The 13691-nt window shown below is 68.7% G+C and carries 16 protein-coding genes; 8 read left to right on the top strand and 8 right to left on the bottom strand.

Annotated elements, in window-relative coordinates; genetic code table 11:
• Positions 1-217: 217 nt before the first annotated feature.
• The 4 genes from ACMGFE_RS08360 to ACMGFE_RS08345 all read left to right on the top strand — a co-directional run bounded on the left by ACMGFE_RS08360 (position 218) and on the right by ACMGFE_RS08345 (position 3961).
• Complete coding sequence (locus ACMGFE_RS08360; RefSeq protein WP_436924665.1) at positions 218-1366, top strand: ArsR/SmtB family transcription factor; 1149 nt, start codon at positions 218-220, stop codon at positions 1364-1366.
• A 100-nt stretch (positions 1367-1466) separates the two neighbouring features.
• A complete protein-coding gene (gene hisD / locus ACMGFE_RS08355) occupies positions 1467-2750 on the top strand; it encodes a histidinol dehydrogenase (RefSeq protein WP_436924664.1) in 1284 nt (427 codons plus the stop codon).
• Positions 2751-2929: 179 nt separating this feature from the next.
• Positions 2930-3433, top strand: a complete 504-nt coding sequence (locus ACMGFE_RS08350; RefSeq protein ID WP_436924663.1) for a GNAT family N-acetyltransferase — start codon at positions 2930-2932, stop codon at positions 3431-3433.
• 156 nt (positions 3434-3589) lie between these two features.
• A complete protein-coding gene (locus ACMGFE_RS08345) occupies positions 3590-3961 on the top strand; it encodes a HesB/IscA family protein (RefSeq protein WP_436924662.1) in 372 nt (123 codons plus the stop codon).
• A gap of 19 nt (positions 3962-3980) precedes the next feature.
• Here the strand turns inward: ACMGFE_RS08345 and ACMGFE_RS08340 are convergent, their stop codons facing one another.
• The 5 genes from ACMGFE_RS08340 to ACMGFE_RS08320 form a co-directional block, all read right to left on the bottom strand.
• Positions 3981-4181 carry a dodecin gene (locus ACMGFE_RS08340; RefSeq protein ID WP_436924660.1) on the bottom strand — a complete coding sequence of 67 codons (201 nt, stop codon included), beginning with the start codon at positions 4179-4181 and terminating at the stop codon, positions 3981-3983.
• 102 nt (positions 4182-4283) lie between these two features.
• Positions 4284-4943 (bottom strand): DUF2238 domain-containing protein, encoded by a 660-nt coding sequence (locus tag ACMGFE_RS08335; RefSeq protein WP_436924659.1) that lies wholly within the window; start codon positions 4941-4943, stop codon positions 4284-4286.
• Positions 4940-5569: a hypothetical protein gene (locus tag ACMGFE_RS08330; RefSeq protein ID WP_436924658.1), complete on the bottom strand. Its 630-nt coding sequence runs from the start codon at positions 5567-5569 to the stop codon at positions 4940-4942. The genes ACMGFE_RS08335 and ACMGFE_RS08330 overlap by 4 nt, the downstream gene beginning before the upstream one ends.
• Before the next feature lie 89 nt (positions 5570-5658).
• Positions 5659-5967: a DUF7116 family protein gene (locus ACMGFE_RS08325; protein WP_436924657.1), complete on the bottom strand. Its 309-nt coding sequence runs from the start codon at positions 5965-5967 to the stop codon at positions 5659-5661.
• Between the two features lie 167 nt (positions 5968-6134).
• A complete protein-coding gene (locus ACMGFE_RS08320; RefSeq protein ID WP_436924655.1) occupies positions 6135-6374 on the bottom strand; it encodes a DUF5816 domain-containing protein in 240 nt (79 codons plus the stop codon).
• A gap of 85 nt (positions 6375-6459) precedes the next feature.
• Between ACMGFE_RS08320 and ACMGFE_RS08315 the strand changes: the two genes are divergently transcribed.
• Both ACMGFE_RS08315 and ACMGFE_RS08310 read left to right on the top strand, forming a co-directional pair.
• A complete protein-coding gene (locus ACMGFE_RS08315; RefSeq protein WP_436924654.1) occupies positions 6460-7815 on the top strand; it encodes a bifunctional metallophosphatase/5'-nucleotidase in 1356 nt (451 codons plus the stop codon).
• 191 nt (positions 7816-8006) lie between these two features.
• Positions 8007-8408, top strand: a complete 402-nt coding sequence (locus ACMGFE_RS08310) for a universal stress protein (protein ID WP_436924653.1) — start codon at positions 8007-8009, stop codon at positions 8406-8408.
• Between the two features lie 30 nt (positions 8409-8438).
• On the opposite strand, the gene ACMGFE_RS08305 is transcribed toward ACMGFE_RS08310, so the two are convergent.
• On the bottom strand, positions 8439-9536 hold the full coding sequence (locus ACMGFE_RS08305) for a mechanosensitive ion channel family protein (protein ID WP_436924652.1): 1098 nt from the start codon (positions 9534-9536) through the stop codon (positions 8439-8441).
• A gap of 224 nt (positions 9537-9760) precedes the next feature.
• Between ACMGFE_RS08305 and ACMGFE_RS08300 the strand changes: the two genes are divergently transcribed.
• The gene (locus tag ACMGFE_RS08300; protein WP_436924651.1) at positions 9761-10507 is read left to right on the top strand and encodes a proteasome assembly chaperone family protein; all 747 of its coding nucleotides are present in this window, start codon (positions 9761-9763) and stop codon (positions 10505-10507) included.
• Positions 10508-10551: 44 nt separating this feature from the next.
• On the opposite strand, the gene ACMGFE_RS08295 is transcribed toward ACMGFE_RS08300, so the two are convergent.
• The gene (locus tag ACMGFE_RS08295; protein WP_436924650.1) at positions 10552-11403 is read right to left on the bottom strand and encodes an eIF2B alpha/beta/delta subunit family protein; all 852 of its coding nucleotides are present in this window, start codon (positions 11401-11403) and stop codon (positions 10552-10554) included.
• A gap of 202 nt (positions 11404-11605) precedes the next feature.
• Between ACMGFE_RS08295 and ACMGFE_RS08290 the strand changes: the two genes are divergently transcribed.
• A complete protein-coding gene (locus ACMGFE_RS08290) occupies positions 11606-12151 on the top strand; it encodes a type IV pilin domain-containing protein (protein ID WP_436924648.1) in 546 nt (181 codons plus the stop codon).
• Positions 12152-12184: 33 nt separating this feature from the next.
• On the opposite strand, the gene ACMGFE_RS08285 is transcribed toward ACMGFE_RS08290, so the two are convergent.
• A complete protein-coding gene (locus ACMGFE_RS08285; RefSeq protein WP_436924646.1) occupies positions 12185-13648 on the bottom strand; it encodes an RtcB family protein in 1464 nt (487 codons plus the stop codon).
• Positions 13649-13691 lie beyond the last annotated feature (43 nt).

Here is a 13691-nt window from a genome sequence, read left to right as displayed (position 1 = left end):
CGTCTACGCTGTCGTGCTGTCCCCGGGGCAGCGATCGCTCCCGTTACTGTTCGTCGTCCTCGGCGAAGTCGGCCTGGCGGTAGTTCTGTCGTCGTTGCACGTACTCTCTCGCGTGTATAGATAACGCGGACTGGGCTGCCGTGCGGTCACTCGCAGCTTCAAATGAGTTTTTGTCTCTTGGGAAAAGCCATTAAGCTAGGCCCACTCAGGACGCACAATGGGTCGTCTGCTGCCGTTCAAGTCGGAACCTACCCGGACGCCTGACGAACCCCGCGTCCTCGACCTCGACGACGAGGCGACCGAGGATGCACTCGCCGCGCTCTCGTCGGACACCGCGCGACAGATCCTCGGAACGCTGTACGAGGAGCCGAAGACGCCACCGGAGATCCGCGACGAGGTCGGGACCTCGCTGCAGAACGTCCACTACCACGTCGAGCGACTGGAAGACGCCGAACTGATCAAGTCCGCGGGTGAGGGGTACTCGGAGAAGGGCACGGAGATGACGATTTACGCGCCGGCCAGCGAGGCGCTCGTCCTCTTCGCGGGCCGCGAACACGACCGCTCGCGACTGAAGACGGCGCTGACGCGTCTCCTCGGCGCCGTCGGCCTGCTCGCGGTCGCGAGTCTCGTGGTGCGACGGCTGTTCGGCGAGACGGGAGGTCGACTCGGCACGTACGATATCTCCGTCGGAATGGGATCGAGCGGGGACAGCGGCGAACCGCAGTCGAGAGGTGACGGGGGTGACGGCGGTGCCGGCGGGAGTGACGGTGCAGACGGGGGAGGCGGCGGCGTCGGTGACGGCGGCGACGGCGCGGACGCCGGAGACGGTGCGGAGGAGTTGACGGAGACGCCGACCCCGGAAGACGACGTCGGCATCTTCGGTGGCGTGGAGACCGGTACCGACGCCGCCGGTGCGACCCCGACGTCAGAGCCCACGCTCACGGCCACACAGGAGCCGACGGTTGCACCCTCCGCGTCACCCACACCTGCCGGAACGCCCTCGCCCACACCCGCCGGCACGGCGTCACCGACGCCCGCTGGGACGCCGGCACCCACGCCCGCCGGCACGCCCTCCCCGACCGCGACGGCCCCTCCCACGGACTCGCCGACCCCGACGCCGGCGCCGGAAGCGATGGACACGCCGACGGCCACCGAACCCCCGTCGCCCACGCCGGACCCGACCGGCATGGAGTCGGGGACCGCGAGCCCCGCGACGGACCCGAACCTCTCGGCGCAGACGGTCGACGCTGCTCGGCAGGTCTCGGAGGGCGGCGACGGCTTCCTCGCCGATCCCGCGGTCGCGTTCTTCCTCGGCGGGCTCTTCATGATCCTCGTCGTCACCGTCTGGTGGTACTACCAGGGCTGACGGCGTCGCTTCGTCGGCCGACCTTTCGTCGACTGCCTTCGTCTCCAGAGAACCGGTCTCGATAGCAAGTCGTATGGGTCAGTCGCGGCAACGGAGACGCATGAACGTGCGAAGTGTGGACGCGCTGGGCCCCGACGACAGGGCCGCGCTGTTCGATCGCGACGCGGGCGTGGACGCGGTCCGCGACGACGCCCGCGACATCGTCGACCGCGTCAGGACGGAGGGCGACGTTGCCCTCCGGGACCTCTCGCGGGAGATCGACGGCGTCGAGGTCGGCAATATCGACGTGACCGACCAGGTCGAACGCGCTCACGAGGCGATCGACGACGACGTCCGCCGAGCCATCGAGGACGCCGCGGCGAACGTCCGGGCGTTCCACGAGCGCCAGCTACCCGAGGACTGGACCGAGGACTTCGGCGGCCGCGAACTCGGCCGGCGGTTTCGCCCGCTGGAGACGGTCGGCGTCTACGCGCCGGGCGGGACGGCCGCGTACCCGTCCAGCGTCCTGATGGGCGTCATTCCGGCCGTCGTCGCCGGCGTCGAACACGTCGCGGTCGCCACGCCGCCCGCGGAGGAACTCGATCCCGTCACGCTGGCGGCCATCGACGTGGCCGGCGCCGGCGCCGTCTACCAGGTCGGCGGGGCCCAGGCCATCGCCGCGCTCGCCTACGGGACCGAGACGATCGACGCCGTCCAGAAGGTCGTCGGCCCGGGCAACCAGTGGGTCACCGCGGCCAAGGCCGCGGTCCGCGGCGACGTGGAGATCGACTTTCTCGCCGGCCCGAGCGAGGTGCTCGTCGTCGCCGACGAGACCGCGGACCCGTCGCTCGTCGCCGCCGACCTCGTCGCCCAGGCCGAACACGGCGAGACGAGTTCGGTCGTCGCCGTCACCGACGACGAGGAGACCGCCGAGGCCGTTGCGGCCGCCGTCGACGACCACGCCAGCGGCCGCGACCGCGAGGAGACGATCCGCGCCGCCCTCGCCGGCGACGCCAGCGGCGTCTTCCTCGCGCGCTCGATGAGCGAGGCGGTGCTGTTCGCCGAGGAGTACGCCCCCGAGCACCTCTCGATCCAGGCCGAGGACGCCGACTCGCTGCTCGACCGCATCCCGAGCGCCGGGAGCGCGTTCCTCGGTCCCTATAGCCCGGTCGCGGCCGGCGACTACGCGACGGGGACCAACCACGTCCTCCCGACGAACGGCAAGGCGAAGGTCACCGGCGGGCTCTCGGTCGACACGTTCCTCCGGTCGACGACGGTCCAGCGCCTGCCCCGGGAGGCGCTCGAAGACCTTCGGGAGACGGTCACGACGCTCGCCGACGCGGAGGGGCTGGAAGCACACGCCCACAGCGTCGACGCGCGCTTCGAGGACGAAGACGCTGAGTGACGAGACGAGGTGGAGCGGCGGAATGCGAGCCGAGGTGGAGCGGCGGAATGCGAGCCGAGGTGGAGCGGCGGAATGCGAGCCGAGGTGGAGCGGCGGAATGCGAGACGAGGCGGCGTCGCGGGTTCCCGGGCCCACCGCGGGCCGTCAGGTCTTTCTGCGATACCCTCGTTCGGTCGGGCATGACAGCAGACGTGCTCTACCGACCGGCGCACATGGCCGACGTCGGCGGCATCCAGCGAGTCGCACGGGAATCCTGGCACGCCGCCTACGACGACATCCTCGGCGAAGAGACGGTCGACGAAGTGCTCGACGAGTGGTACGTCGACGACGCCATCGAATCCGGCATCGACCACGACGCCCAGGACTTCTTCGTCGCCGTCGTGGACGACGAGATCGTCGGGTACATCCACGTCGGCCCGCACCCGCCGCGCCGGGTCCACCAGGTGTACCGCCTCTACGTCGACCCCGACCACTGGCGGCAGGGCATCGCGCGGAACCTCCTCGCCGAAGCCGAACAGGCGCTGTACGACCGCGACGTCGGCGCCTACGAGGCCGAGGTGCTCACCGAGAACGACCGTGGACTCGCCTTCTACCGCTCGACGGGCTTCGAGCAGGTCGACGAACGCGAGACCGACCTCATGGGCACCACGGCGACCGAGTACATCGTCCGCAAGCGACTCTGAAGTCCCCCAGCTGCTGTAGCGACCGCGGGTGGGCGGTGACGGCACACCAGCGAGTCGCCGGCGAGTCGGGGGTACGACGCCGGTGATCATCGGACGTGCGGGGCGACGACTCTCCCTGCCAACAGGGTTAACACGTTCGGCGAAGAATTCACGTGTATGAGTTCCACGACGGACGACGGTCCCGAGCCGGGCGGCGAGGAGATCGAGGTGACGGAGGCGGCCGCCGAGGAGGCGCTCTCGCTCCTCGAAGACGAGGACATGGACACCGACGTGGCCGGCCTCCGCCTGTTCGTCCAGCAGGGCGGCTGTGCGGGGCTCTCCTACGGGATGCGCTTCGAGTACGAGCCCGACGATGACGACACGGTCTACGAGCACCACGGGCTCAGGGTGATCGTCGACCCGGCGAGCAACAACTACGTGGAAGGCTCGGTGCTGGACTTCGAGGGCGGGCTCCAGGGCGAGGGGTTCCACGTCGAGAACCCCAACGTCGTCAGCGAGTGCGGCTGCGGCGAGAGCTTTCGGACCTGATCGCCGCGCTCGAACTCCGTCAGTCTTCCAGCTCGAACGCCACCTCGACTTCCGCCTGGTACTCCCTGTTCTCGACGCTCGCGATCTCGACGCCCATATCCTCGACTTCCACCCAGTAGACGTTCTGGAGCGTCTCCTCGGCGCGCTCGACGGCGTCGTCGACGGCCTTGTCGAAGCTCTCTGTACTGGTCCCGATCAGCGTGATCTTCTTGAATACCATCGCACCTCGATCCTACGGCGGCCGCCTACAAAAGAGTCCGCCGGCTGACAGGGCCGAGCGCCCGCGAGCGCAGTCCACGACCGCCGGTCCCGGGCGGTGCCCTCAGGCTGCGCGGCGCCCTAGCCGATCCTCGATGTAGTTGCTCACGCCGTTGAGGTGGGCGGTGCCCCAGATCGAGACGACGACCGCGCCGAGCGTGTTGAACACGAGGTCCATCAGCGAGTCGGTGAGGCCGTACTGGGTCAGCACGGTCCCGGTCCCCATCAGCGCGGCGCCCTCGGCGAGCGCGAACTCGATAATCTCCCAGAAGACGCCGTACGCGAGGACGAACATGAGGATGAAGACGAAGATGAACCTGGGCGGCAGGTAGATCTCCTCGGAGTGCTCGTCGAGGGCGCGGACGGTCGCGTAGCCGACACCGGCGACGACCGACGAGGACAGCGCGTGCGTCATGTGGTCCCACCACCAGATGCTCTTGTAGAAACTGGTCTCGCCCGGGGGGAACCCGATAGTGCCAAAGGCGTGGAGGAAGACGGCGGAGGTGATCCACAGCGTGAGCCCCGCGTCCAGCGGGACGTCGTAGTCGCGCTCCAGAACGGGGACGATCTGGGCGATAGCGAGCGCGACGCCCGCGTTGACGATGACGGGGATCTCCCAGGCGTAGACGCCATAGAGGAGGACGCCGAACATGATCAGCTCCATCACCCAGGTGAGCTGTCGCTGCCGTCGCTCGTCGATGCCGAGCCGATCGCGGAGTCTCATGCGACCTCCTCCTCGAATCGCGTCCCGGGGGTCATCCGGCGGTGGATGTAGCCCTCGAACACCAGTCCCGCCAGGAGGCCGGCGATACCCGAAGCCACGAACTCCACCATGAGTTCGTGTTCGATCGCCTCTCGGTCGACGACGCCGTCGACCCCGGGCGCGAGCAGGAGTTCGGTCCCGAGGTACAGGTCCGACGCCCAGCGGCCGAGCGCCCAGAGACCCGCCGCCGCGAGCGTCGTGACGACGACGAACAGCACGGCGAAGCCGACGCTCATCTCGACGGGCGTGAACAGGTGGAGGTTGACGGCGACGAGCAGCGCCAGCGCGGCGATCGAGAGGTACGTCGCGACGGTGCTCGTGACTTGAAACCGCGCGACCGCCCGACCGACCACCGGGAGCCCCGCGAGGAGCACCATCTCCCAGGGGGGCATCGCCCGCGGCGAGCGGATGGCCGCCGCGGGGAGGACGACGACGGCGCCGACCACGACGGCGAACGCCGCCCACAGGTAGTCACCGGTCACCGCGCTCTCGACGGTGACCAACCCGAACGCCCCGACCAGGACCCACGCGATCCCGGCGTTGATCCGGGTGTCCGTCAGTAGTTCACCGAGGTTCCCTTGCGCCATCTCTACTCCCTCCCATTCGACTCCACCAATGAAACGCTGGCGGCTGCCCCCACTCGGATCTGGCAGAAATATAACCGATAGCCGGCCGCTCAGGCCGACCCGCGGTGACTGGCGACTTCGTAGTCGCCGTCCTCGTCGACGCCCATTATCGCCCACTCGTAGTCCGGATCCGCCGCTTCGAGCTGGCCTTTGAGTTCCGCTACGTCGTCTGCCCACGCGACGAAACACCGGTACTCGCCCGAATCCGGCGTCTCGTCGAACTCCTCCGTCGGTGTGACGTGGACGGCCCGCCACTTCCGTTCGGCGAGATACTCTCCCCCGCGGTCGGTCACCGTGTATCCGAGGTCTGCGAAAATCGACCGGGCCTTCTCGTCGAGGTGCTTGGTAACAGCCCTCATTCGTCCGTATATACCACGGCCCACCCAATAAGTGTTCCTACGCTTCACGTTCCGTTGCGACGAACGTTCCCAGAAACGTGCGGTATCCGTCGCCTACCGGGCGTTCTCCCGCTCAGCGGTCCGAACGTCCCGGGTCCGACAGCGACTGCTCCGCCTGTCGTCCGGCCCTACTCGTGGGCGGCGTCCCACTCGTCGGGCTTCTTGAAGTTGCCGCAGTCGGTGCACTTGATCCGTCCCATCGAGTCCATGGCCGTCCGGAACGACTCGCAGTTCCCGCAGTAGTATCCCCACCGGCGCTCCCTGTCGGCGGTCCGGTAGACGACGAAGAAGGGGCCGTCGGACCCGCGCTCGGCGTCCGCGGTGTCGACGTACAGCGTCTCCTCGTCGGGGCCGGTCTTCGTCTCCATGCGTGGCGTATCGGGAAGCGAACCCTAAATCCTTCCGTCGTGGTACCGAAGCGGATTTGGCCGCGCGGGGACTGTTCCGAGACAGATGTCGCCTCGGGTCCTCCACTACTCCGACCTCGAGAACGCCTACGATACGCCCGACCGGATCGCGCGCGTCGCTGGACTCCTCGCCGACAGGCGCGCCCCGGACGCGCTCCTCGCCGGCTCCGGCGACAACACCGGACCGGGCGTCCTCTCGCTCGTGGCGGACGGCCACCAGTCCCTCGACTTCTTCGACGCGGTCGACCCGCACGTCGAGACGGTCGGCAACCACGACTTCGACCACGGTTTCGACGCGCTCGAATCGATCGTCGAGGGCTCCCCCCAGCAGTGGGTCCTCGCGAACGTCCGCCTCGACGGCGAGCGGTTCGGCGCCGCGGCGGGCGTCGACCCCGTCACGACCGTCCCGGTCGACGGCGCGACGGTCGGCGTCGTCGGCGTCCTCGACCCCGCGACACCGGACATGACGCCCGGCACCGACGCCCTCGACTTCGCCGACCCCGTCGAAACCGTCGAGGAGTGGGCCCCGCGCCTGCGCGAGCGCGGCGCGGACCACGTGATCGCACTCGCCCACACGACCGACGACGACGCGCGATCGATCGCGAGCGAGACCGGCGTCGACGCGGTCCTGGCCGGTCACTCACACCACCAGCACGCCGGCGTCGTCGACGGCACGCCGCTGACCAGACCCGGCGCGACCGGCCAGTACGTCTACGAGGTCGACCTCGAATCGGGCGACGTGATTCTCCACGAACCCCAGGAGGCGGACCCGGCCCCCGACGTCGAGTCCGCGCTGCGCGACCGCATCGCGACGGAGGGGCTCGACGAGGTGGTCGCCCACGTCGACACTCCGCTCTCCCGCGACCGGGAGCGCCGACTCGGCGGCGAGTGGAGACTGGGGAACTTCGTGGCCGACGCCTACCGGTGGAAGACCGGCGCGGACGTCGGGCTCCAGAACGGCGGCGGGATCCGCGAGGGGCCGCCCCTGTCGGGAGCGGTGACCGTCGCGGACCTGGTGAGTGTGAGCCCGTTCGAGGAGCCGGTCGCCGTCGCGTCGGTCACGGGCACCGAACTTCGTTCGGTCGTCCGGGAGGCCGACGGCCGCCACGTCGACGGGCTCAAAGACTACTGGTACGGCCACGTCAGCGGGATGCGCGTCGCCGCCGAAAACGGTGGATACGTGCCCTACGTCGACGGTGACGCCGTCGATCCGGCCGATCGGTACACCGTCGCCGTCCCGAACTACATCCTGATCACCGACCTCGAGTTCCCGACGCTCACGGAAGACCACGCGGTCGAACACGACGACCTGCAGTACGAGGTCGTGGTCGACTACGCCCGCGAATGCGGCATCGATGCGCCCCTCGACGGCCGGATCCCCGACGCCGCGGCACGAGAGTGATCCGACCGGGGTCGCCGGCGTCCTGTGTTCGATGGTGTCCCACTGATATCCCGTGCCCGGAAACCCGTCCGCTGCTACCCCGTGTTCGGGCACGGGTTCCGTCCACCCGGCAGGTCGACTCCGGGTTCGTCCCCGTCCTGTTGCGAGTGCAATAGAAAAATTGACGCGGGGCGACCGAGAACTCCCCGAGAATGACGCAGGTCGTCGTCCCAGTCCGCTATCCGCTCTCCGACCACTCGGAGGCCACGCTCGCCCGGTCGATCGAGATAGCCGACGAGAGAGACGCCCAGTTGACGGTGATCCACGTCAACCAGTACCAGGACAATCACCAGACCACCCGTCGCGATCTGAAAGACGCCGTCGAGGAGGCGTTCGGTCCGCAGCGGGACACGCGGTACGTCGTCCGCCGCGGGCTGCTCGTCGAGGAGACGCTACTGGACGAGATCGTCGCCGAAGACGCCGACATCGTGGTGATCGGCAAGAAACAGGCCGGTCGCTGGCGACGGATGATCCGGCGGCTCGTCGACGACCCCGACGTGGAGACGTTCCTCCGGGACGAACTCGACTGCGACGTCGTCACCGCCGAACGCTGACCGCGGTCGCTCGTCGCTCCGATCCCGTTCTCAGGGCAGTTCGTCCTCGTCTGGTTCCGTTCCACCGTCGACCGCCGACTCCCCGTCGGGGACCCGTGGGTCCGCTCTCGCGGCGTCGCCGTCCGGATTCCGGTCGCCGACGGCGACCTGCATCTCGCCGCTGGTCTCGTCGAAGACGTGGTGCTGGTGCGGGTAGGCGATCACGACGTCCTCGTCGGCGATGGCCTCGGCGAAGGCCGTCTGGATCTTCGAGCGGACGCGCAGCAGCCAGTACGGCTCCTCGATCCAGTAGCGGAGCCGGAGGTTGATCCCGTGGTCGGCGAAGTTGTCGATGTAACACGTCGGCTTCGCGGGATACCGGGCCGCGCCCACGCGGATCTGCGGGCCGCCGCTCACCACGCCGTCGACCTCCCGGGCCGCCTGTTCGAGGAGTTCCCTGGCTCTGGGCACGTCGCTCTCGTAGGTGACCAGGACGTCCAGCGCCTGTCGCGTTCGGGTGTCCTCGGCGGAGTAGTTGACCACGTCGCGCTCGCGCATCGCGCCGTTCGGAATCACCAGGAAGGTGTTGTCGAGCGTGAATATCTTCGTGTACCGCAGCGTGATGTCCTCGACGAAGCCACGCTGGTCCCGTTCGGCGAGTTCGATCATGTCGCCGATCTCGTAGGGCTGGTCGGCCAGCAGGAACACGCCGCTGATGATGCTGCCGACGATGGGCGCGAGGATGACACCCACCACCGCCGAGAACACGGCGACGGAGAGCGTCAGGTCGCTGAGACTGTAGTCGTAGATGCCCATGATCGTCAGCGTCGCGAAGATGAAGACGACCAGTCTGATCCCGCGGAGCGCGGTCCGCGTGAGGCTCGGCCGCCGGAACCGTCGAGCGATGCGCCGTCCGAGCAACTGGATGAGCAGCTGCGAGACGGCGTAGGCGAGAACGATGATGACGACTACCTGGAAGAGCTGGATCACCGGCGTCGGCAGCCCGTTGACGAACGTCCGGACGCCCGGCGGGACCCACCCCGGCCCCGAAGGGGTGCCCCCGGCCGTCGCGGTCCCGGTCGCGCCGTCGCCGCCGGGCGTCGCTGTCTGACTCGTCAGCGCGGCGAGCGCCCGCAGCCAAGCGACCATGCCCACAGCACCATCGCACCCGGCAAAAGGGTTGTGTCCCCGGATCGTCCGCCGATACCCCGGATCACCGGAACCGCCGACCACAGCGGTTGACCGACCGGTTGCAGCGGTGGGTCGCCCCCGACCCGCGGATAGACTTCGCGGCGGACTGTCGGCGAGCGGCGGACTGTCGGCGAGCGGCGGGCCGCGAAAAACCACTTGTGGTCGGTGGCCCTATGATGGGTATGGAAACGCCAGCGACTGCCGACCCCAGCTTCGACGTGCAGGAGACCGGCGAGACGGACGCGGACGTGTTGCTCGCCGGCTTCTCAGAGTTCGGCCTGGCGGGGCTGACCGCCGTCGACTACCTGGTTAAACAGCTCGAACTGACACCGCACGGGCACGTGACGACCCCCGACCTGCCGACCATCACGCCGTTCGACGACGGCTCGCCCCGTCACCCGATCCGGTTGTTCTCCGCGGACGAAGTCAACTTCGCCGTCCTCGTGAGCGAACTGTTCGTCCCGACATCGGCCGCACGTTCGTTCAGCGACGCACTCCTCGACTGGACCGCGGCCGCTGACATCGCCGAGACAGTCGTCCTCTCGGGTGTGCAGATGGCCCACACGGAGACGGAGCACCGGACGTACTTCGTCGCGACCGACGACTACCGCGAGGCCCGCCTGAGTGCGGAGCCGGTGCCGCCGATGGCGAGCGGCTTCACCGACGGCGTGAAGGCCAGTCTACTGGCCCGCGGCATCGACTCGCCCCTCCGGGCGTGTGTCTACGCGACGCCGGCCCATCCGCAGGCACCCGACGCGGAGGCGGCGCTCAGGCTCGTCGAGACCGTCGACGACGTATACGACCTCGGTGTCGACACCGAGCCGATGAAATCGTTCGCGGCCGACGTCCAGCAGTACTACGAGGACCTGGCCTCCCGCATCGAACAGGCCCGCGACGAACAACAGCCCGAGGACAGGATGTACATGTAGCGCACTTCAGCGCCGCCCCGGAGCGGGCGTCCGTCCGCGCCCACTCAGTACTCGTGGACCCGTTCGTCGGTGATCGCGGCGTCGAGGAGTCGCGTCGGGGTCGCGTCGTAAGCGGGGTTCTCGACCGCGAAGCCGTCGGCGGGCTCGCGGATGACCTCGCTGGCCTGCCGGTTCTCGTTCTCGAAGGCGAAGCCGCCGGTGACCATCTTCGCCTCGGCACCGACGACGCGAACGGGGACGCCCGCGTCGCTCGCCGTCGCGGCGAGGGGGTACGTGCCGACGCGGTTGTACAGCGTGTCCTCGACGATGCAGTCCATCCCGACGACGACCTGGTCGACCTCCGGGAGGAAGTGCCCGGCGGCGCCGTCGACGATGAGATGGGCGTCGATTCCGTCCATGCCTGCCAGCGTGCGCACCATCTTCCGCCCGAGGTAGCGGGGGCGCGCCTCGGTGCAGTAGACTTCCAGCGACGCGCCGTCGTCGACCGTCCGTTCGATGGCCTCCATGACGGTCGACGAGTAGTCGTGCGTGAGGATCGTCCGGCCGTCCCGGAGGTACTCGACCGCACGCTCGGCCGCGCGTTCCTTGGCGGACTCGATGCGGGCGACGACGGATTCGACGACGTCGTGCGTCCGCTCTTTGGCGGCCGCGACGGAGTCGGCCTCGGCGTCCTCGACCGTCGAGACGATCTCGCGCTGGGTCGTCTGGAGCGACGCGTGCGACGGGTTCGCCCGCCGGAGCGCGTGGCTGTTGCGCTCCAGCGTCCGGACGTACTCCTCGACGGTCGGATACTCGCGCTCGGTCAGCGCGAGCAGTGCCTCGGCCGCCTTCACCGCGACGACGGACGAACTGTGCGTCTGCATGTCCGCGATCTCCTCGACCGTCCCGTCTATCATACTGGATACGTCGCCACTCGCTCTCAAAGGCTTTCCCCCTCCCGGCACCCGGTTTCGCGCCACCGGCGTCCGATCGCTCTCCACCACCCCGGTCCCGATCGCGTCGTCCAGCGGCCGACCGGGCGCGTCCGGACGGTCTATCGAATCTGATACTCTCGCCGAAGCTGGTTTAGGGGGTGCTCGTCGTACTTCGACGCACACGATGGCCGAAGACGGCGCCACCGCTGGGTTCGAGCACGAGGGGTTGGGAGGGAGGACAGGCCGCCCGGACGGCCCGGACCGGCGGTCGGGGGGGTGCCCGCGACGGGCCGACGGGCCGACCGACGAACCGGTCGAACGAGCCGTCTCGGAGTTCACCGGCGTCGCCATCCTGGTCGCCATCACGCTGCTCGTCACGGGATCGGTCGGGCTCTTCGTCCTCGTCGACCCCGGATCGGACGAGCGGGGCCCGAACGCGAACTTCACCTTCCAGTACATCGACCAGTCGTCGGTCCTCATCGTCACGCACGACCGCGGCGACTCCTTCGATGCAGGGAACCTGTCGATCCGGAGCCGGGGCACCACGGTCACGTGGGCAGCGCTGGCCAACACGGAGAACACGACCGTCGTCGCGCCCGGATCGACCGTGCAACTCAGCCGACGGAACGCATTCGGTGAACGAGTCTCCTCGGGAGGCAAGGCGGTCGTCCTCTACAGACCGCCGGTCGGCAACGAGACCGTCCTCGAGAAGTGGGAAGGGAGCGGCTGATCGGATCCGACCGGCGTCGAGGCCCGTCCGTTCCTATCCCTTGATGTTACAGACGGGGAACGTGCGAGCGACGCGGTCGCCGATACCGAGCGCGTCGGAGACGCGGACGACTTCGTCGACGTCCTTGTAGACGCCCGGCGCCTCCTCCGCGACTGTCGCGCCGCTCTGGGCCTTGACGTAGACGTGACTCTGCTCGCGCAAGTCGTCCTGCACGTCGCCGCCCCAGAACTCCTGTTTGGCTTGAGTCCGGCTCATGAGTCGCCCCGCGCCGTGGGCCGTCGAGCCGAACGTCTCCGAGAGCGACTGCTCGCCCCCGCGCAGCACGTAACTGCCCGCGCCCATGCTCCCGGGGATGATGATGGGTTGGCCCACGTCCTGGTAGGCGGACGGTACCTCCGGCCGACCGGCGGGGAACGCGCGCGTGGCGCCCTTCCGGTGGACGAACAGTTCTCGCTCTTCCCCGTCTTCCACTTCGTGGGTCTCCCGCTTCGCGATGTTGTGGGCCACGTCGTAGAGGAGGTCCATCTCCATGTCCGTGTGCGAGCGGTCGAAGACGTCCTCGAACACCTCCCGGGTGCGGTGCATGATGAGCTGGCGGTTCACCCAGGCGAAGTTGATGGCGGCGCACATCGCGCCGTAGTAGTCCTCGGCGAGCTGTGAGCCCGCCGGCGCTGCGGCGAGTTCCTTGTCCGGTAACTGCTCCAGCAGTCCGGCGTGGGCCTGCTCGATGTCGCGCAGGTAGTCCGTACAGACCTGGTGGCCCAGCCCCCGGGAGCCGCAGTGGATGAGCACGACTACCTGGTCCTCCGAGAGGCCGAAGCGGTCGGCCACGTCGTCGCGGTAGACGTCGGTGACGCGCTGGACTTCGAGGAAGTGGTTCCCGCTACCGAGGCTCCCGATCTGGTTCTTCCCGCGGTCCTTGGCCTTCTGTGAGACCCGGCCCGGGTCGGCGTCGCGGCGGACGCCCTCGTCCTCGCAGTGTTCCAGGTCGGCGGGCACCGCGAAGCCCTCCTCCAGCGCCCACTCCATCCCGCGTTCGAGGATGGCGTCAACGTCCGCCTTCGTCCCTTCGTAGACGCCGCCGCCGCCGAGGCCCGACGGGACGGCCTCGAACAGGGAGTCGACGAGTTCCTCCTCGCGGCCCTCCAGGTCCGCGTAGGTGAGGTTCGTCGTCATCATCCGAACGCCGCAGTTGATGTCGTACCCCACGGCTCCGGGCGAGATACAGCCGTCTTCGGCGTCGATTCCCGCGACGCCACCGACGGGGAAGCCGTACCCCTGGTGGCCGTCGGGCATGCAGACGGCGTACTTCCGGACGCCGGGCAGGTGCGTCGCGTTCTTCAGCTGCTGGAGCGTCTTGTCCTCGCTGATCTCGTCGAGGAGGTCCTCGCTGGCGAGGACGCGCGCCGGCCGGTTCATCCCGCCTTCCTGGGGGATCTCCCAGACGTAGTCCCTGACCTTCTCCAGGGTGATGCCGTCCGCGTCGTAGGTGGTCATGCGCGTAACTCCGCCGCGGGCGCCGGAATAGGTTTCGCTGTCA

The organism is Halosimplex amylolyticum (genome assembly GCF_051414035.1).
GTDB lineage: Archaea > Halobacteriota > Halobacteria > Halobacteriales > Haloarculaceae > Halosimplex > Halosimplex amylolyticum.
This window is presented reverse-complemented; position numbering and strand designations above follow the sequence as displayed.